The following is an 18,010-nucleotide window of genomic DNA, read 5'->3' as shown; positions in this document are numbered from 1 at the left end:
AACATATTATCTATTCACTAATACTACCATCTGATTTCAAGAAAATTGTTTTTCCATCCTCAGTGACAGTTAGTCCTTTATCCGTTAACTCCCCAAGTTTTAATTCTTCTCCTTGTATTTCCTGAACCATAACATTACTTCTATCACCTAAGCTTTCTATCCATACGTATTTAGTTGTTTTTCCAATCCAAGGTAGTTGACTTATATATGCAATATTATTGTCATCTATAAATCTTGGAGATGAACACCAAATATAATCAGGTTGTGCTGAAAGTTGTGCATTTTTTTCTATTACAGTACCATTTGTTGCAGTATACTGTGGATTTGTCACATCTTGTTTGTTACCATTTATATCCACCAATATGATACTCTGAGATTTATCATCAAACAATATAGCATTTTTCCCTGAAGGGCTAATACTATATAATGAACTACCATCAGTTGTTGACACAGGTTTAAATATTTTGTCATTATCCTTTGTTTCATAAGCTATACTTATAGTTTTTCCATTACTTAATTGTATATCATACGCCTCTATTTTTTTCACTTTCTGTTCAATTACTTCTATTTTTTTACTTTCTGTACTTTTTGTATTATTCTTATCATTAGTACTACTACTTTTGGATTTCTCTAGATCTGTACTTAAATTTTTTACTAACCCCTTCATAGATATAGATATAGTTATAAAAACACCTGCTATAATAGCTATAAAAATTGCGAAAGTTATTCTTTTTTTCCTCTTCTTCATTTGTTTTTCATAGTCTTTACTAAATATACTTGGTTTTGCCACTAATAATTCCTCCCACCAAAACTATTATATTCATTTAAAAGCAACTATACATTGCAAATCATTAATTCACTTTTAATCCATTACTTATTATAACTCAAAACGAAAAAAATAATAATAATTTAAGTAAAGATTCTTTCATTTGTTAGAGTTCAGAATCCCTATCTCTTAATAATAATGAATAAAAATAATCCCAAGTCTTGAATTTAAGTTTAAGACTTGGGATGAATAAAGTAAGTTAAATAGTTCTAGCTTCTATTATTTGATATTTCTGCTACCTGGTTTTACGTAAGGAATTCCTTCTTTACAAAGAGGACAATTTTCATTTTCATAACTTTTTACCTCAAGTTTAACTGCACTATATAAAGGGTACTCAATCTCTACCCCCTCAGCTCTTCTATCAACTATGCAGCAAATACCTACTATTTCTCCCCCTTGAGCCTTTATAATATCTGCAACTTCAAGAAAAGACTTACCTGTAGTTATAACATCTTCTGATATTATAATCTTCTGGCCCTTTTTTATTTCGAATCCTCTTCTTATTGTCATAGTTCCATCTTGTCTTTCAGCAAATATTCCTGGTTTTCCTGTTTGTCTTGCTAATTCATAGGATACTACTACTCCACCCATAGCTGGTCCAACTACCATATCGAAATCAACATCTTTAAGTTTATCAGCCACTACTTTTAAAACCTTCTCTGCCTTATCTGGGTACTGTAGAAGCTTAGCACACTGGCAATATCTATCGCTGTGTCTTCCTGATGAAAGTAAAAAGTGTCCTTCTAATAATGCCCCTACTTCTTTTAATGTATCTATAACCATCATATCTGTATTTTCCATATCTAATTCCTCCTTAGTATTTTTATATTATTCCTCTTATTTCATCTAAACTCTTTATATTTTCAGCTTTCATGTAATCCTCAATACCATTGATAATATCTATGCAAATATCTGGTTTGATAAAATTCGCCGTACCAACTTGAATTGCATATGCACCTGCCATTATAAACTCTATGGCATCCTGCCAGGAGCATATTCCTCCTAAGCCTACTACTGGAATGTTAACAGCTTTTGACACTTCATAAACCATTCTAAGAGCTATTGGTTTTATTGCTGGTCCTGAAAGGCCTGCACTAATATTATTGAATACAGGTTTTTTCTTTTTTATATCTATAGCCATTCCTTTAAAAGTGTTCACTAGAGAAAGTGCATCAGCTCCAGCCTCACAACACTTATGTGCCATATCTACAATATCTTCTGCATTAGGTGACAGTTTAACCATGAGTGGCTTTTTACATACACCTTTTACTTCCTTTACTGCCTCATAAGCTATTTCTGACTTTATACCTAAAGCCATACCACCATGCTTAACATTTGGACATGATATATTTAACTCTATCATATCTATATCTGTGTCATTAAGCAGTTCTACACCCTTTATATAATCTTCAATAGTTCCACCGCCCAGATTAGCTATTATTGCAGTGTCTATTTTTTTCATTTCAGTAAGCTCATATTTTATAAAATGCTCAACTCCAGGGTTTTGAAGTCCTACACTGTTTAACATTCCACCTCTTGTTTCAAAAACCCTTATCCCATCATTTCCTTCTTTTTGATTTAATGTAAGTCCTTTGGAACATATACCGCCAAGCTTTGATACATCATAAAATTGTGCATATTCTTCACCAAATCCAAAAGTACCAGATGCAGCAATAACTGGATTCTTTAATTTTACACCGCATATATTAACATCAAGCATTAGATACTATCCTCCTCAATTACTATGTCATCTCCCCAAAATACCGGGCCATCTTTACAAGTTCTTTTATTGCCATTTTTAGTTTTACATGTGCAGACAAGACAAGCACCTACACCGCAAGCCATATGTTTCTCCATAGAAACATATATTGGTACCTTCTTTTCTCTACACATTTTAACTACCTTTTCCATCATTATCTCAGGGCCACAACATAAAACCATATCATAAAGTTCTGGCTTAAATAATTCTGTTACATATCCCTTGTGCCCTACTATTCCGCTCTCAGTGGATACATTCACATTTTTTACACAATCCGTAAACTTTTCAATAATGTAAGCTTCATCTCTAAATCCAGCATAAAGATCTACTTGGCAACTTTTCAAACTCTCCGCTACATAGAACATAGGAGCAGTACCTATACCACCTGCTACTAATGCTACTTTTCCTTGTATCTTATCTATATCAAAGCCATTTCCTAATGGTCCTGTAAGCTCTATTTCATCACCAGTTTTAAGTTTACTTAAAATTTCAGTACCTTCTCTAACTAATTGGTACAAGAAAACTATTTTTTCCTCATCTAGATGGTGTATACTTATAGGTCTACCTAAGAGAGGTTCTCTGTTCCATGCCTTAAGCATATAAAATTGTCCAGGCTTTCCTGCAAACTTACCTTTTATAGTTAACTTAAATACTCCATTCGCTATTTGAACATTTTCATAAACTTTTTCAGTGCTGTAATTTATCTTAACTCTCTCCATCAATCATTCTCCGTTTCTTAATATATCATTACTATCCCTGTTTTCTAACTGCACTAAGTATATCTTCTTTCATTCTTATAGCTTCTTTTCTTGCATAATCACCAAAGCATTTTGCTCCATCTTCATGCTTTTTATATGCAAGAAGTATACCTCTTGAAGAGTTAACAACTCCGCCATTGCCATTCTTTAGATAGAGGGCTACATCCTCTGCAGTTCCCCCTTGAGCTCCATAACCTGGTATTAAGAAGAACATTTTATCTAAATCTTTTCTAAGCTTAATCCCTTCATCTACATGAGTACATCCAACTACTCCACCTATAGAACTATAACCACAAGTTCCCAAATAATCATTTCCTAGTTGTTGTATTTTTTCTCCTACTACAGAATAAACTTTTTCATTTTTATCTGTATCTATATACTGTATGTCTTCTGCTCCCTTATTTGAAGTTCTTACTAAAACAAATAGTCCTTTCTCCTTATTTTCTACATATGGTAAATAAGGTTCTAATCCGTCTAGCCCCATATAAGGACTTAATGTTACAAAATCACTTTCAAAATCTCCTTCAAAATGTGCTTTTGCATACATTTCAGCAGTTTTAGCTATATCCCCTCTTTTTATATCTGCGATTATTATTGATTCTTTTTCTCTTATATATTGCAGCGTTCTTTTATATGCGCTAAGTCCAGCCAATCCCAAAGCTTCATAGTATGCTATTTGAACCTTATAAGATGATGATACATCTAATGTAGCATCAATTATTGTTCTATTATATTCAACTATAGCATCTTCTATTGATGTATGTTTATCTAAAACCTCTTTAGGTATATATTCAACTCCAGTATCTAATCCTACACATACGTGTCCATTTTTATTAATACTTTCATATAGTTTATCTATAATCATTTTAAATTCCACTCCATTCTTTAATACCGCTTTCTATTCTACTACATTTAAATATTGTATAAATTTATAAATCTATATTAGAATTAAAGCCTAGATTTGCTCGTGAGTAAAAACAACTTTTCCGCCTTTTATTGTCTTCAATACTTCTCCATATACTTTCATACCATTAAAAGGAGTGTTCTTTCCTTTTGATTTAAAATTCTCTGATACTATCTCATATTCTTTGGAGATATCTATAAGAACCAAATCTCCATCATATCCTATTTTGATTTGCCCCTTCTTAACTCCCAAAATATCTGCAGGGTTTTTAGACATTATTTCTGAAAGCTTGCTCAAAGCTATATTTTCCTCTTTTACTAGTTTCGTATAGCATATTCCAAAGGCAGTTTCTATACCTGAAATTCCTGGAGCACCATTTTTCTTATCTTCTGCAGTATGTGGTGCATGATCTGTAGCTATAGCATCTACATAGCCATCTTTTATTGCTTTTATTATAAAGTCTACATCTTCTTTTGATCTGATTGGTGGATTAACTCTATAATCATTATCCGTAAGCGCTATATGGTGTGGTCCAACTTCACAAGTTACATTAATTCCTTTTCTTTTAGCATCAATAACATATTCCATAGCTTCCCTAGTACTTACATGAGCCATATGAGCTGCACAACCTGTAAATTGAGCTAAGGTTATGTTTCTCCATGTCATAGTATTTTCAGATAATCTTGTATCTATATCTGTAAGAGTATGTTCTTCACAGTGGCACATAACTATTCTTCCACTTTCTTTAGCTTTAAGCATAGCCTTAATCATTACCTTACTATCCATAACATCTTTTCCGTCTTCTGATATCATCTTCACAGTGGAGTCCAATTTATCTAAATGACTTATATCATTCCCATCAAAATTATTTGTAATCGAAACAACTTGATGTACATCTATAAGTCCTACTTCCTTAGTTCTATTTAAAACATAATTTACAGTGTCCATAGTGCTACATACCGGATTTGTATTAGCCATAAGATTCACCATTGTATATCCACCTCTAACAGCAGCATAACTTCCACTTTCTATATCTTCCTTATAAGTTAGACCTGGATCTCTAAAATGAACATGCAAATCTATAAAGGATGGCATAAGAGTAAGCCCTTTAGCATCTATCCATTGACACTCCTTATGTAGATCCTTACCTATTTCACAAATTACACCTTTATTTATATAAATGTCACCAATAAAATCCTGTGACCAATCAACTATTCTTACGCCCTTTACTAATAATTCCACTTATATCATCCTTTCGTTTCAGTTTTAAAACTATTTAATTTGTATATCTGAAACTTTATATATTTCATCACAATACTTACATCTATATTCTCCTGTTTTTTCATCAACAAGATAAAATGTATGCTGTATATTTCTTTCTATGGATGTTATACATCTTGGATTATTACAATTCACTACATTTTCAACCTTATCTGGAAGTCTTAATTTTACTTTTCCTATTATAGTTTCATTTTGTATTTTATCTATTGTAATATTAGGATCTAAAAATCCTAGTACAGTAAAGTCCAATTCTAAATTATTTTCTATCTTTATTATGTCTTTTCTTCCTAGTTTATTACTTTCTACATTCATTATAAGTGCAACTGAATAATCAGCTTTATCAAGTCCTAAATAATTAAATATTTTTATTCCTTGGCCAGATTTTATATGGTCAATTACTATTCCATTCTTAATACTGTTTATTGTTAACATTCTTCATCATTCTCCCTTCACCTAAAGCTATTTAACCCCTAAAAGCTTAGCAATTAAAGCCATTCTTACATACATTCCGTATTTAACCTGCTTAAAATAGTATGCTCTCGGGTCATTATCTACTTCATAAGATATCTCATTAACTCTTGGCAGTGGGTGAAGAACTATCATGTCCTTAGATGCCTTTTCCATTTTTTCTTCATCTAATATATAACTATCTTTAAGCCTTATATAATCCTCTTCATTAAAAAATCTTTCTTTCTGAACTCTAGTCATGTATAGTATATCCAACTCACCTATGACTTCATCCAATTTTTCTATCTCGCTAAAATATATTTGTTCTTTTTCTAATTTTTTCTTTAAATACTCTGGAATCTTAAGTTCCTGTGGGGATATTAGTATGAATTTATTATTTTCATATCTTGACATAGCCTTTATTAGAGAATGAACAGTTCTTCCAAATTTTAAATCTCCACACAAGCCTATTGTTAAATTTGACAATCTGCCCTTTGCAGCTTTTATAGTTAAAAGATCTGTAAGTGTTTGAGTAGGATGTTGATGACCACCGTCACCAGCATTAATGACTGGTACTGGAGAATGCTCTGCTGCAACCTGAGGTGCACCTTCCTTTGGGTGTCTCATAGCCATAATATCTGCATAACAACCTATTGTTTTTACAGTATCTGCTATACTTTCACCCTTTGAAACAGAGCTGGAATTTGGTTCTGAAAAACCTAGGACTTCTCCTCCAAGTCTTAGCATTGCAGCTTCAAAGCTAAGTCTTGTTCTTGTACTTGGTTCATAAAATAATGTAGCTAGTAATTTACCTTTGCAGAGATGTGAAAATTCCTCTGGATTTGATATGATCTGATTTGCTAGTTCTAAAACTTCCTCTACTTCTTCTATGGAAAAATCCATAGTATCTATTAAGCTTCTTCCTTTTAACATACTTAACTCCTCCTTCTTAGCCTCTCTGTGCTAAATTTAAAGGTATAAAAAATGCCTTCCCCTAAAGGAAGGCATGAATATACTAAAACTTACAACAGGAACGACATATTCTTGCTACCTTCCCGGCCTCACAGGACCAATTTAAAGGTTACGTTTTAAATTTATTTTATTTTTATCCGATGACCACCCGCTCTAATACTCCCATCTTCTTCAAAGTGGGAGTAAAGAGCAGATACGTCCCTGGATTCGTTCAACTAAGAATCAGATGGGGGGTAAACCCCAACTGATTCAAGTTTCACTTTCATTGCTCTCATATTACCACGAATTAATTATAAAGTCAATAACTCATATAATTCTGTTTATTATTAACAAATTTATGTTGTTACAATATGTTTCCATCATACAGGTTTAGAAATCTGAACCAAATAACCTTTTTCTCTCAGTTTCTTTACTATCTCTTCACCATGCTCTTTTGATTGAGCAGTAACTACTAACTGAACATCTGCATAATCCAATCCTTTTTCATTCCAGTTATCATTTTGTCTAACTGTAACAACATTTCCTCCCATAGCTCCTACTTCGGTTATTAGGATACCTAATGTGCCTGCCTTATCCTGAAGTTCTACTACAAATTTTATTCTTCTTTTTTGAAGTACTAATTCTCTTTCAATTATTTTGGACACTGTAGCTATATCTACATTACCACCACTTACTATGGCTACTACATTTTTACCTTGTATTCCATTTACCTTTTTTGCTAATAGCGCAGCTATTGCAGAAGCTCCGGCACCTTCTACTATTAGCTTATTTCTTTCCATTAATGAAAACATCCCATAAGCTATTTCATCTTCGCTTACCGTAACAACTTCATCAACGTACTTTTGTATATATTTAAAGCATTCAGTTCCTGGTGTACTAACAGATATTCCATCTGCTAGTGATTTTGCACCAGGTAGTGTTACCACTTCTCCCTTTTCCATAGAAGCTTTTGTTGATGCTATTATTTCTGGCTGAACTCCAATTATTCTAATTGAAGGTTTTATAGCTTTAGCTGCAGTTGCTATTCCTGATATTAGCCCCCCTCCTCCAATTGGGATTACAATTACATCCATCTCTGGTAAGTCCTCTAGTATTTCAATCCCTATTGTTCCTTGACCTGCCATAACATCTAAGTCATTAAAAGGATGTAAGAATGTTGCTCCAGTTTCTTTTTGTATCTCCACAGCCTTTGCATAACATTCATCATATACCTGGCCAAATTGAATAACCTCCGCACCATATTCCTTTGTGGCATTTACCTTAGCCTGTGGTGCAGTTACTGGCATTACTATTCTAGCCTTTACTCCAAATGCTGTTGCAGCATAGGCAACACCCTGAGCATGATTTCCTGCTGAAGAAGCTACAACTCCTTTTTTCTTTTCTTCTTCTGTTAAGTTAACTAGTTTATTATAGGCTCCTCTTAATTTAAAAGCTCCTGTCTTTTGTTTGTTTTCGCATTTTAAATATAAGTTACAACCACATAATCTTGAGAAAGTACTTGTATGAAACATAGGAGTTCTTCTTGATACTTCCTTAATATTTTCTTGAGCATTTTTAATTCTTTCCAAATTTAATTCCATATCCATTTCTCCCTACACTTTATTATAATTCATTATATTTTAGTATAATCAGTTATTCCCGCTTTATTTATTTTAATTTTAATAGCCCAAAACATCAAACTATACATTTGGTGTTTTGGGCTATTGTTTAAATATAATATAGGAATATTTTTATCTATCCTCTCTGAAATAAGGAATACTCAATCCTTTTGGAGCATTATTTTTTCTGCTTTTTTTCAATGATATAACAACCAAAATAATAATAGTAACTAAATAAGGTAACATATCTATAAGATATTGTGATATTTGAATTGACGTATTTTGAATTCTAAATCCTATTATATCAAGTCCTCCAAAAAGGTATGCTCCAGCCATAGCCTTGTAAGGATTCCATGCTGCAAATATTACTAAAGCTACAGCAATCCATCCTCTTCCAGATGTCACGTTTTCTTGCCATGCTGGTACATAAACTAATGATAAATAGGCACCACCAAGACCACAAAGAGCTCCTCCTATGATTATATGAATATACTTATATAGATTTATATTAATACTAGCAGCATCTGCAGCCGCTGGATTTTCACCAACTGCCCTTAAGTTTAGACCCTTTGACGTATTATATAGATAAATACCAAGAATTATAGCTGTTATATATCCAATATAAACAAACATATCATGCTTAAATAGTATATCTCCTAGTACTGGTATATTGCTTAATCCCGGAATATCCTTTGGAGCAAAAAAAGCCTTAATACTGTCTGGAGTAACTTGTCCTACAAGCTTTTTTCCAACTAAACTAGAAAATCCTGACCCAAAAATAGTTAACGTCAAGCCAGATACTACCTGGTTAGCTCTTAGACTTACAGTTAAAAATGCAAAAATAGCTCCCCCGAAGCCTCCTGCTGCCATAGCTGAAACCAAAGCTATAGTTGGATTTCCCGTGTTCAATCCAGCCATAAACCCTATTACTGCACCCATAAGCATCATGCCTTCAACACCTAGATTCAGGTTTCCTGCTCTTTCAGTAATTATCTCTCCTAAAGTAGCAAAAATTAAAGGCGTTCCTGCAACAATAGCTGCTGATAAAAAAGATACTATATCTTGCATTTATGCTGCCTCCTTTGTTGTCGATAACTCTTTTTTAGTTATCTTATATTTTATAAAAAATTCGCTTCCAAGTACAAAAAATAGTATCATTGATTGAAGCATAAGTGCCGCAGCATCCGGTATTCCATATGCAGTTTGAATAAATTGTCCACCTTCTACAAGTGCTGCAAATAGAATAGATGTAACTAAAATAAATGGAGCACTGAGAGATGACAACCATGTTATTATAATAGCGGTAAAACCCACGCCTCCTGATACTTCTACAGATAAAGTATTACTTATAGCAGATGCCTGTATCATACCTGTTAAACCGCATAAACCACCACTTAATACCATTGCACTTAGTATAGTTTTATTAATGTTGATACCGGCATATAGTGCTGTTTTTTCACTTTCGCCAAGTACGGTTATTTCATACCCTACTTTAGTTTTCTTCATAAATATATACATAAAAACTACCAGTATAATAGCAATTATGAAGCCTACATGTATTCCGAATATGTCAGGTAATATAGCGTTATCACTAAAGTTGGGTATCTTAGGGAATCCTTGAGCATTTTTATCTTTCCATGGGCCATATTGAAGAAAAGTAATCCACTTTATGGCAATATAATTCATCATAAGTGTAACTATGGTTTCATTAGTTCCCCATTTAGCTTTAAAAATAGCAGGAATTAAAGCCCAAATGGCACCACCAACTATTCCTGCCAGAATCATTGTGCTTAGTAATAATGGTTTTGGCATATCCGGGAATTTTAATGCAAAGAATGAACATAAGAAAGCTCCCATAAGTATTTGTCCTTCTCCACCAATATTCCAAAACTGCATTCTAAAAGCAACTGCAATTCCAAGTGAGGTTATAATTAGTGGAATAGCTTTAATTATTGTTTCTTTAACACTATAAGTTGAACCAAACGCACCCTTCAGCATAGATCCATATACATCAATAGGGTTAAGTTTTATTACAGTTAAAAATATAGCGGATAAAACAAGTGCTAAAATAATGGCTATACTTCTAATAACTATGCTTTGTCTATTGCTTATTTCACTTCTTTTTACAATTCTAAGCAATTTCTGTTCCCTCACTTTCAATATTATTACCGGACATTAAAAGTCCTAGTTTTTCTTTTGTTACGGAAGCAGCATCAACTACTCCAGTTATAGTTCCATCACAAACTACCATTATTCTATCGCATAATTGTATCAATACATCCAGGTCTTCCCCAATAAACAGTACACCTACACCTTTTTTCTTTTGTTCATTAACTAAGTCATAGATTGTGTAGCATGTATTTATATCTAATCCCCTTACTGGATAAGCCATTATAAGAACCTGCGGTCCTGCTTGAAGCTCTCTGCCTAACAATATTTTCTGTATATTTCCACCTGATAGATTCTTAATAGGATAAAATATATCTGGCGTCTTTATTTGTAATTTTTCCTTCAGCTCTTTTGCAGAATCTATAACCGGCTGCTTATTTATAATAAAACCCTTCTGATTATGATATGATTTAAGAAGTAAGTTATCCACCATATCCATAGAACCAACAAGTCCCATACCTAATCTATCTTCTGGTATAAAGCTCATACTTATACCTTTTTTTATTATATCTCTTGGATTTTTTCCAACAAGATTTTCTCCGTCAAAGATAACTTCTCCAGACTTAATCTTCGCAATACCTGCGATAGCCTCACATAACTCTTTTTGTCCACTATTAGCTATTCCAGCTACCCCAAGTATCTCACCCTTATTTAGCGTAAAGTTAACACCTTTTATAGCTTCTATACCTTCTTCATTTAATACTCTAAGATTATTTATTTCTAATACCGGTTTCTTCATATCGTAATTAGTTCGTTTTATAAATAAATCTACAGAATGACCTACCATCAATTCTGCAAGTTCTACTGGAGAGGTTTCTGTCTTGTTTAATGTCCCTGCAGTTTCTCCCTTTCTTAAAACGCTTATTTTGTCAGATACACTCATTACTTCATCCATTTTATGAGTTATAAAAATTACGGCACAGCCATTTTCCTTCATTTTATTCATTATCTTAAATAATTTCTCTGACTCTTGTGGTGTAAATACTGTAGTCGGTTCATCTAATATGAGTATATCTGCACCTCTATATAAAACCTTCAATATTTCTAAAACCTGTTTTTCACCAACTGACATATCATACACCATTTTATCAATTTGAACATCTAAATCAAATTTTTTACATATATCCTCTATCTTTTGTCTTACTTTTTTTCTGCTTAAAAACAAGCCTTGCTTTTGACCGAGCATAACATTCTCTTCAGCTGTCATATTTTCTACTAATTTAAAATGCTGATATATCATACCAACACCTGCTCTAATTGCATCACTTGGAGATGAAAAATTTACTTCTTTTCCGTGAATAAATATACTTCCACCATCAGGAGTGTATACCCCTGATAACATATTCATAAGTGTACTTTTTCCTGCACCATTTTCTCCAAGCAAGGCATGAATTTCTCCACCGTTAACCAATAAGTTTACATTTTCATTTGCTGTTACTTTACCGAAAACCTTCCTTATATTTTTCATCTCTATATAAGGTATATTGTTATTCATACCATCACCTCTAGATTTATTTTCTTAAATCAAGCTAAAGACTAACTATCCTTATACCTACACTTATACTAAATGGAATATTACGGATAGTTAGCCATTGAAAATTACTCTATAAGATGAAAATTGAGAATGAACACTCATCCTCAATTTTCATTATATCTATTCTCTAGTTATTTTTTTATTTGTCCTTCAACACCTTGAACAAGCCAATCTATGTTTAATATTTCTTTATCTGTCATTACCTGACCAGCTGGTACTTTTACAGCTCCAGTTTGATCTTTTATTTCTCCTTGGAATACTTTATTTTTACCTGATAATATGTCTGCTTTAGCCTTTTCTACAGCTTCTTTTGCGCCTTCAGGAGCATTAGCTGTAAGCTCAGCAAGATCAAATATTCCGTCCTTCATTTCTCCAAAATAACTTTCAGATTTCCATGTTCCATCTTGAATTGCTTTTATTTGCTTAACATAGTAAGGTCCCCAATTCCAAACTGGTGCTGTCATATAAGCTTTCGGAGCCTTATCTCTCATATCAGTATTATATCCTATTGAAAAAGCACCTCTTTCTTCTGCCGCCTGTTGTGGACCAGCAGTATCTTGATGCTGTGTTATTACGTCTGCACCTTGATCTAATAAAGCTTTAGCAGCTTCCTTTTCTTTAGCTGGATCATACCAAGTATGAGTCCATGCAACTTTTACTACCGCATTAGGATTAACAGATTGAACTCCTAACGCAAAAGAATCTATTCCACCTATAACTTCAGGTATTTCATAAGCTGCAACAAAACCAATTTTATTTGTCTTAGTTTTCATTCCAGCAACTATACCAGAAAGGTATCTTGCCTCATACATTCTTCCGAAATAAGTAGACATATTTTCTGCTGTCTTATATCCAGAGCAATGCATAAACTTAACATCTGGATGTTTCTTTGCTGCTTTTTCCATACCATCCATAAAACCGAAGCTTGTACCAATTACAACATTAACACCTTGGTTAATCATATCTTCGATAACTTTTTGTACCTCAGCAGTATCTTCTTTAACTGATTCTTTATATATTGTGGTAACACCTAATTCTTTTTCTAGGTATTTTCTTCCTGCATCGTGGGAATAAGTCCAACCACCATCTCCTACCGGCCCAACATATAAAAAACCAATTTTTAATTTTTTACTGTCAGAACTTTTGTCAGTACTTTTTGTCTGATTACTTGAGCTTTGGCAACCTGTAAGCAATGTACCGAATGCCAAAATTAGCACTAAAAATAAACTAGCAATTTTTTTCATTTTTATTACCTCCATTAATAATTTGTTACATATTTAAATTTATTTTCCTATGTTTCAAAAAAATAGACTCTCAAAAAAATTGAGAGTCTATACTTTAGCCTATAATTCATACAAAAAATAAACTTAAATATAAACACCCATAGTCAGACAATTTACGGTTAACTGGTAGAGACGTTTAGTCCTTATTACTAAACTTATATGAGTGCGAATAATATTTGTTTTTTTTTATCTAATATTCGTTTTTATTATAAACTAATTTCAACAAGAAATCAATATATTTTTAATTAGTTGTAGTCGATAAAGCTATAAAACTTCCTAGTAGCTTTTTTTACATTTTACTTCACAATGAAAACTATATCCGATGACTATTCTGTCTTTACACTCACTTGATTCAAGTTTCACTTCTTTTTGCCTTAAAAGCAAAAAAACACTGAAGAATTTTATTCCTCAATGTTACATACTATTCTTTATAATTTTATATACATTGGTGCGCCCAGCAGGATTCGAACCTGCGGCCTCTGGATTCGAAGTCCATCACTCTATCCAACTGAGCTATGGGCGCTCACAGGATAACAGTGCGCTTTTATTCGCTCCAGTTAACTTAATATATACTTTCCTAAAGATCATTAAAAACTATATTTTGGAGCGGGTGAAGGGAATCGAACCCTCGTAACTAGCTTGGAAGGCTAGCACTCTACCATTGAGTTACACCCGCATGTTTGGAGCGGAAGATGGGATTCGAACCCACGACGTTCACCTTGGCAAGGTGACGCTCTACCACTGAGCCACTCCCGCAAACTTTGTTGTTTAAATGGTGCAGGTGAAGGGAGTCGAACCCCCATGCCTAAGGCGCTAGATCCTAAGTCTAGTGCGTCTGCCAATTCCGCCACACCTGCATAATTAAAACATATTTTATTTTAACTTTCATCTATCAAGTAATAGAGAAAATTATTTTGGTGGCTTACCGGGGAATCGAACCCCGGACAACTTGATTAAAAGTCAAGTGCTCTACCGACTGAGCTAGTAAACCATAATAATGGGGTGAACGATGGGACTTGAACCCACGACAACCAGAATCACAATCTGGCGCTCTACCGACTGAACTACGTCCACCATTTTTGGTGGGTCATCGGGGGCTCGAACCCCGGACACCCTGATTAAGAGTCAGGTGCTCTACCAACTGAGCTAATAACCCATATATTTGGTGCGTCTTAAGGGATTCGAACCCCTGGCCCACGCCTTAGAAGGGCGTTGCTCTATCCAGCTGAGCTAAAGACGCATGTTTTGGAGCGGGTGAAGGGAATCGAACCCTCGTAACTAGCTTGGAAGGCTAGCACTCTACCATTGAGTTACACCCGCATGTTTGTATATTTTTATTAGTGGTCGGGGTGACAGGGATTGAACCTGCGACCTCATGGTCCCAAACCACGCGCGCTCCCATCTGCGCCACACCCCGGTATTTGGTGGGTCATCGGGGGCTCGAACCCCGGACACCCTGATTAAGAGTCAGGTGCTCTACCAGCTGAGCTAATAACCCACATATTTGGTGCGTCTTAAGGGATTCGAACCCCTGGCCCACGCCTTAGAAGGGCGTTGCTCTATCCAGCTGAGCTAAAGACGCATATTTTGGAGCGGGTGAAGGGAATCGAACCCTCGTAACTAGCTTGGAAGGCTAGCACTCTACCATTGAGTTACACCCGCATGTTTGGAGCGGAAGACGGGATTCGAACCCGCGACGTTCACCTTGGCAAGGTGACGCTCTACCACTGAGCCACTCCCGCAAACTTTGTTGTTTAAATGGTGCAGGTGAAGGGAGTCGAACCCCCATGCCTAAGGCGCTAGATCCTAAGTCTAGTGCGTCTGCCAATTCCGCCACACCTGCATAATTAAAACATATTTTATTCTAACTTTCATCTATTTAAATAATAGAGAAAGTTATTTTGGTGGCTTACCGGGGAATCGAACCCCGGACAACTTGATTAAAAGTCAAGTGCTCTACCGACTGAGCTAGTAAACCATAATGGCTGGGATAGCAGGATTTGAACCTACGAATACTAGAGTCAAAGTCTAGTGCCTTACCGCTTGGCGATATCCCAATGTATGGGGTGAACGATGGGACTTGAACCCACGACAACCAGAATCACAATCTGGCGCTCTACCAACTGAACTACGCCCACCATATGGTGCGTCTTAAGGGATTCGAACCCCTGGCCCACGCCTTAGAAGGGCGTTGCTCTATCCAGCTGAGCTAAAGACGCATGTTTTGGAGCGGGTGAAGGGAATCGAACCCTCGTAACTAGCTTGGAAGGCTAGCACTCTACCATTGAGTTACACCCGCATGTTTGTATATTTTTATTAGTGGTCGGGGTGACAGGGATTGAACCTGCGACCTCATGGTCCCAAACCACGCGCGCTCCCATCTGCGCCACACCCCGATATTTAATATACCTTTATGTCATATTTTGTATTTTAAATTATGGTCGGGGTGACAGGGATTGAACCTGCGACCTCATGGTCCCAAACCACGCGCGCTCCCATCTGCGCCACACCCCGGCATTCAGGAACTTTCCTGAATTCGTTTCGTCGTTGTTACTAACTCCCGACGACATAGATTATTCTACACGATATATTTATATTCGTCAATACTTATTTTAAACTTTTTTTATTTTTTTCTCTAAACCCCCTTTATACTAGGGTTTATCTTGTCCTTTTCTATTTCAATAGAAGCTACACTATTGAAGCCATCCCTTGATAAAGCTGGGCTTCCAGGATTCACAAACCATATCCCATCTTCATATACTATTTTCGATACATGTGAATGTCCAAACAACACAATGTCAGCTTCTACTTCTAAAGCTCTATATCTTAATCTTGACAGATCATATTTAACATCATATCTATGTCCATGAGTAATAAAGACTTTTTTTCCTGCTATAATCTCTATTCTCTCACTTGGGGTATCTACCGCAAAATCACAGTTACCTTTGACATTTATAATCGGACCCTTATAATATTTGGATATTTCCTTAACATCTTGAACATTATCCCCCAAATGAATAATTACATCCGATCCTTCTAACTTTTTTATAGCATTTTCAACTACCCATGTATGTCTATGCGTATCACTTATTACCCCTATTATCAATTTTTAACCCTCCATTATATGTTTCTTAATTTGTTCCTCCAGCTTCTCAAAAGCTTTTGCTCTATGACTAATAACGTTCTTTAAATCCGAATTCATCTCTGCACAAGTCATTTCATATTTAGGCACATAAAATATTGGATCATATCCGAACCCATTTTCACCTCTTTCTCTGTCTAAAATTACTCCTTCTAATTCCCCTTCAACCTTTATAAGGTTATCATAATCTGACACTAAAACAATAGCGCATACAAATTTAGCTGTCTTTTCATGCTCTTCTTTATTCTCTAACAAACTTAATAACTTTTCATTATTCTTCTTATCATTGCCATGTTCTCCTGCAAATCTGGCAGAATAAACTCCAGGGGCCCCGCCTAGGCAATCTACCATAAGCCCTGAGTCATCTGCTAAAACCATACATTCAGGAATAATTTTATATATTTCTATAGCCTTCTTATACGCATTTTCTACAAATGTATTACCATCTTCTTCTACTTCTACATCTATTCCTGCTTCTTTAAGAGATACTACTTCTACAGGATATTTAGATAGTATCTCTTTAATTTCTTTAATTTTTTTGGAATTATTACTTGCTACAATTAACTTTCTCATTTACTCTCACCTGTTCCAATCCATAAAGAATCCATTTTCAGACTATCCTTTTGAGCTTGAATCATTTGTTTTATGCCCTTTTCTCCTAATGCTAACAATTCATTTAAATCGTTTCTTGAGAAAGGACTTTCCTCTCCTGTACCCTGTAGTTCTATAAATTCTCCAGCGTCAGTCATTACTATATTCATATCAACCTTTGCATGAGAATCTTCTTCATAGCATAAATCCAGCATTTTTATATTATTTACAATTCCAACACTTACAGCACTTACAAAGGATCTTATTGGATACACAGTAAATGGTGAATGTTTATGCAGTTTATTAACTGCATCTACTAATGCTATAAAAGCACCAGAAATAGATGCTGTTCTTGTTCCACCGTCTGCCTGTATTACATCACAATCTATCCATATGGTCTTTTCGCCAATAGCTTTTAAATCAACTACAGATCTTAAAGCCCTGCCTATTAACCTTTGTATTTCCATAGTTCTTCCATCCATTTTGCCTTTAGTTATATCTCTGACTTTTCTGATATGTGTAGCTCTTGGTATCATATTATATTCACAAGTTATCCATCCTTCACCCTTACCCTTTAAAAATGGAGGCACTTTATCCTCTATTGATGCAGTGCAAATTACCTTTGTATCCCCTGTTTCTATTAAAACTGAACCTTCAGCATATTTTGTATAATTCCTTGTTATTTTTATATGTCTAGTTTGATCATTTTTTCTACCGTCAACCCTCATTTTTTTACCTCCTCGATA

Annotated in this window: 16 protein-coding genes, 22 tRNA genes and 1 riboswitch; all 38 genes read right to left on the bottom strand. The window is 34.7% G+C overall.

What is annotated here, in order from left to right; genetic code table 11:
• Window positions 1-10: 10 nt before the first annotated feature.
• The 38 genes from CLMAG_RS33405 to rph all read right to left on the bottom strand — a co-directional run bounded on the left by CLMAG_RS33405 (window position 11) and on the right by rph (window position 17,992).
• Entirely contained in the window at window positions 11-790 is a 780-nt protein-coding gene (locus tag CLMAG_RS33405) for a hypothetical protein (protein WP_066617418.1), read from the bottom strand.
• A gap of 255 nt (window positions 791-1,045) precedes the next feature.
• Window positions 1,046-1,627, bottom strand: coding sequence for an orotate phosphoribosyltransferase (pyrE, locus tag CLMAG_RS02430; protein WP_066617415.1), 582 nt, complete (start codon window positions 1,625-1,627; stop codon window positions 1,046-1,048).
• Between the two features lie 22 nt (window positions 1,628-1,649).
• Window positions 1,650-2,546 carry a dihydroorotate dehydrogenase gene (locus tag CLMAG_RS02425; protein ID WP_066617412.1) on the bottom strand — a complete coding sequence of 299 codons (897 nt, stop codon included), beginning with the start codon at window positions 2,544-2,546 and terminating at the stop codon, window positions 1,650-1,652.
• On the bottom strand, window positions 2,546-3,304 hold the full coding sequence (locus CLMAG_RS02420; RefSeq protein WP_066617409.1) for a dihydroorotate dehydrogenase electron transfer subunit: 759 nt from the start codon (window positions 3,302-3,304) through the stop codon (window positions 2,546-2,548). Before CLMAG_RS02420 ends, CLMAG_RS02425 begins: the two co-directional genes overlap by 1 nt.
• A 31-nt stretch (window positions 3,305-3,335) precedes the next feature.
• Window positions 3,336-4,208, bottom strand: coding sequence for an orotidine-5'-phosphate decarboxylase (pyrF, locus tag CLMAG_RS02415; RefSeq protein WP_066617406.1), 873 nt, complete (start codon window positions 4,206-4,208; stop codon window positions 3,336-3,338).
• Between the two features lie 90 nt (window positions 4,209-4,298).
• On the bottom strand, window positions 4,299-5,489 hold the full coding sequence (locus tag CLMAG_RS02410; RefSeq protein ID WP_066617403.1) for a dihydroorotase: 1,191 nt from the start codon (window positions 5,487-5,489) through the stop codon (window positions 4,299-4,301).
• A 30-nt stretch (window positions 5,490-5,519) separates the two neighbouring features.
• On the bottom strand, window positions 5,520-5,960 hold the full coding sequence (locus CLMAG_RS02405) for an aspartate carbamoyltransferase regulatory subunit (protein ID WP_066617400.1): 441 nt from the start codon (window positions 5,958-5,960) through the stop codon (window positions 5,520-5,522).
• 27 nt (window positions 5,961-5,987) lie between these two features.
• Window positions 5,988-6,908: an aspartate carbamoyltransferase gene (gene pyrB, locus CLMAG_RS02400; RefSeq protein ID WP_066617387.1), complete on the bottom strand. Its 921-nt coding sequence runs from the start codon at window positions 6,906-6,908 to the stop codon at window positions 5,988-5,990.
• Between the two features lie 398 nt (window positions 6,909-7,306).
• Window positions 7,307-8,527, bottom strand: coding sequence for a threonine ammonia-lyase (gene ilvA, locus CLMAG_RS02395; RefSeq protein WP_066617384.1), 1,221 nt, complete (start codon window positions 8,525-8,527; stop codon window positions 7,307-7,309).
• 150 nt (window positions 8,528-8,677) lie between these two features.
• Window positions 8,678-9,613, bottom strand: coding sequence for an ABC transporter permease (locus CLMAG_RS02390; protein WP_066617381.1), 936 nt, complete (start codon window positions 9,611-9,613; stop codon window positions 8,678-8,680).
• Entirely contained in the window at window positions 9,614-10,684 is a 1,071-nt protein-coding gene (locus CLMAG_RS02385; RefSeq protein WP_066617374.1) for an ABC transporter permease, read from the bottom strand.
• Window positions 10,677-12,209 (bottom strand): ABC transporter ATP-binding protein, encoded by a 1,533-nt coding sequence (locus tag CLMAG_RS02380; protein ID WP_066617371.1) that lies wholly within the window; start codon window positions 12,207-12,209, stop codon window positions 10,677-10,679. Before CLMAG_RS02380 ends, CLMAG_RS02385 begins: the two co-directional genes overlap by 8 nt.
• 170 nt (window positions 12,210-12,379) lie before the next feature.
• Complete coding sequence (locus tag CLMAG_RS02375) at window positions 12,380-13,492, bottom strand: BMP family ABC transporter substrate-binding protein (RefSeq protein WP_066617366.1); 1,113 nt, start codon at window positions 13,490-13,492, stop codon at window positions 12,380-12,382.
• A 120-nt stretch (window positions 13,493-13,612) separates the two neighbouring features.
• Window positions 13,613-13,714, bottom strand: a riboswitch (purine riboswitch).
• 263 nt (window positions 13,715-13,977) lie between these two features.
• Window positions 13,978-14,054 (bottom strand) — tRNA-Arg (locus CLMAG_RS02370).
• Window positions 14,055-14,133: 79 nt separating this feature from the next.
• Window positions 14,134-14,207 (bottom strand) — tRNA-Gly (locus tag CLMAG_RS02365).
• Window positions 14,208-14,212: 5 nt separating this feature from the next.
• A tRNA-Gly gene (locus CLMAG_RS02360) sits at window positions 14,213-14,287 on the bottom strand.
• Between the two features lie 17 nt (window positions 14,288-14,304).
• Window positions 14,305-14,388, bottom strand: a tRNA-Leu gene (locus CLMAG_RS02355).
• A 58-nt stretch (window positions 14,389-14,446) separates the two neighbouring features.
• Window positions 14,447-14,522: transfer RNA gene (locus CLMAG_RS02350), tRNA-Lys, on the bottom strand.
• Window positions 14,523-14,529: 7 nt separating this feature from the next.
• Window positions 14,530-14,605, bottom strand: a tRNA-His gene (locus tag CLMAG_RS02345).
• 6 nt (window positions 14,606-14,611) lie between these two features.
• A tRNA-Lys gene (locus CLMAG_RS02340) sits at window positions 14,612-14,687 on the bottom strand.
• Window positions 14,688-14,694: 7 nt separating this feature from the next.
• Window positions 14,695-14,771, bottom strand: a tRNA-Arg gene (locus CLMAG_RS02335).
• 6 nt (window positions 14,772-14,777) lie between these two features.
• A tRNA-Gly gene (locus tag CLMAG_RS02330) sits at window positions 14,778-14,851 on the bottom strand.
• A 21-nt stretch (window positions 14,852-14,872) separates the two neighbouring features.
• Window positions 14,873-14,948 (bottom strand) — tRNA-Pro (locus CLMAG_RS02325).
• A gap of 5 nt (window positions 14,949-14,953) precedes the next feature.
• Window positions 14,954-15,029: transfer RNA gene (locus CLMAG_RS02320), tRNA-Lys, on the bottom strand.
• A 7-nt stretch (window positions 15,030-15,036) separates the two neighbouring features.
• A tRNA-Arg gene (locus tag CLMAG_RS02315) sits at window positions 15,037-15,113 on the bottom strand.
• A gap of 6 nt (window positions 15,114-15,119) precedes the next feature.
• Window positions 15,120-15,193: transfer RNA gene (locus tag CLMAG_RS02310), tRNA-Gly, on the bottom strand.
• A gap of 5 nt (window positions 15,194-15,198) precedes the next feature.
• Window positions 15,199-15,273, bottom strand: a tRNA-Gly gene (locus CLMAG_RS02305).
• A gap of 17 nt (window positions 15,274-15,290) precedes the next feature.
• Window positions 15,291-15,374 (bottom strand) — tRNA-Leu (locus CLMAG_RS02300).
• 59 nt (window positions 15,375-15,433) lie between these two features.
• A tRNA-Lys gene (locus CLMAG_RS02295) sits at window positions 15,434-15,509 on the bottom strand.
• A 4-nt stretch (window positions 15,510-15,513) separates the two neighbouring features.
• Window positions 15,514-15,588, bottom strand: a tRNA-Gln gene (locus tag CLMAG_RS02290).
• A 5-nt stretch (window positions 15,589-15,593) separates the two neighbouring features.
• A tRNA-His gene (locus CLMAG_RS02285) sits at window positions 15,594-15,669 on the bottom strand.
• A gap of 4 nt (window positions 15,670-15,673) precedes the next feature.
• A tRNA-Arg gene (locus CLMAG_RS02280) sits at window positions 15,674-15,750 on the bottom strand.
• 6 nt (window positions 15,751-15,756) lie between these two features.
• A tRNA-Gly gene (locus tag CLMAG_RS02275) sits at window positions 15,757-15,830 on the bottom strand.
• Window positions 15,831-15,851: 21 nt separating this feature from the next.
• Window positions 15,852-15,927 (bottom strand) — tRNA-Pro (locus CLMAG_RS02270).
• 42 nt (window positions 15,928-15,969) lie between these two features.
• A tRNA-Pro gene (locus CLMAG_RS02265) sits at window positions 15,970-16,045 on the bottom strand.
• A gap of 121 nt (window positions 16,046-16,166) precedes the next feature.
• Complete coding sequence (locus tag CLMAG_RS02260) at window positions 16,167-16,637, bottom strand: metallophosphoesterase (protein WP_066617363.1); 471 nt, start codon at window positions 16,635-16,637, stop codon at window positions 16,167-16,169.
• Between the two features lie 3 nt (window positions 16,638-16,640).
• A complete protein-coding gene (locus tag CLMAG_RS02255; protein ID WP_066617360.1) occupies window positions 16,641-17,246 on the bottom strand; it encodes an XTP/dITP diphosphatase in 606 nt (201 codons plus the stop codon).
• A complete protein-coding gene (gene rph / locus CLMAG_RS02250; RefSeq protein WP_066617357.1) occupies window positions 17,243-17,992 on the bottom strand; it encodes a ribonuclease PH in 750 nt (249 codons plus the stop codon). The genes CLMAG_RS02255 and rph overlap by 4 nt, the downstream gene beginning before the upstream one ends.
• Between the last annotated feature and the right edge of the window lie 18 nt (window positions 17,993-18,010).

The organism is Clostridium magnum DSM 2767, assembly GCF_001623875.1.
Lineage (GTDB): Bacteria > Bacillota > Clostridia > Clostridiales > Clostridiaceae > Clostridium_AM > Clostridium_AM magnum.
The sequence above is the reverse complement of the archived record's forward strand: the minus strand, read 5'-3'. Positions and strand labels throughout refer to the sequence as shown.

Bases quoted from the DNA above. Each gene is read 5' to 3' on its own strand.
- CLMAG_RS02390 (WP_066617381.1), bottom strand. From the start codon at position 9,613: ATGCAAGATATAGTATCTTTTTTATCAGCAGCTATTGTTGCAGGAACG.
- CLMAG_RS02380 (WP_066617371.1), bottom strand. From the start codon at position 12,209: ATGAATAACAATATACCTTATATAGAGATGAAAAATATAAGGAAGGTT.
- pyrE (WP_066617415.1), bottom strand. From the start codon at position 1,627: ATGGAAAATACAGATATGATGGTTATAGATACATTAAAAGAAGTAGGG.
- CLMAG_RS02425 (WP_066617412.1), bottom strand. From the start codon at position 2,546: ATGCTTGATGTTAATATATGCGGTGTAAAATTAAAGAATCCAGTTATT.
- ilvA (WP_066617384.1), bottom strand. From the start codon at position 8,527: ATGGAATTAAATTTGGAAAGAATTAAAAATGCTCAAGAAAATATTAAG.
- CLMAG_RS02255 (WP_066617360.1), bottom strand. From the start codon at position 17,246: ATGAGAAAGTTAATTGTAGCAAGTAATAATTCCAAAAAAATTAAAGAA.
- rph (WP_066617357.1), bottom strand. From the start codon at position 17,992: ATGAGGGTTGACGGTAGAAAAAATGATCAAACTAGACATATAAAAATA.
- pyrB (WP_066617387.1), bottom strand. From the start codon at position 6,908: ATGTTAAAAGGAAGAAGCTTAATAGATACTATGGATTTTTCCATAGAA.
- CLMAG_RS02420 (WP_066617409.1), bottom strand. From the start codon at position 3,304: ATGGAGAGAGTTAAGATAAATTACAGCACTGAAAAAGTTTATGAAAAT.
- CLMAG_RS02375 (WP_066617366.1), bottom strand. From the start codon at position 13,492: ATGAAAAAAATTGCTAGTTTATTTTTAGTGCTAATTTTGGCATTCGGT.
- CLMAG_RS02405 (WP_066617400.1), bottom strand. From the start codon at position 5,960: ATGTTAACAATAAACAGTATTAAGAATGGAATAGTAATTGACCATATA.
- pyrF (WP_066617406.1), bottom strand. From the start codon at position 4,208: ATGATTATAGATAAACTATATGAAAGTATTAATAAAAATGGACACGTA.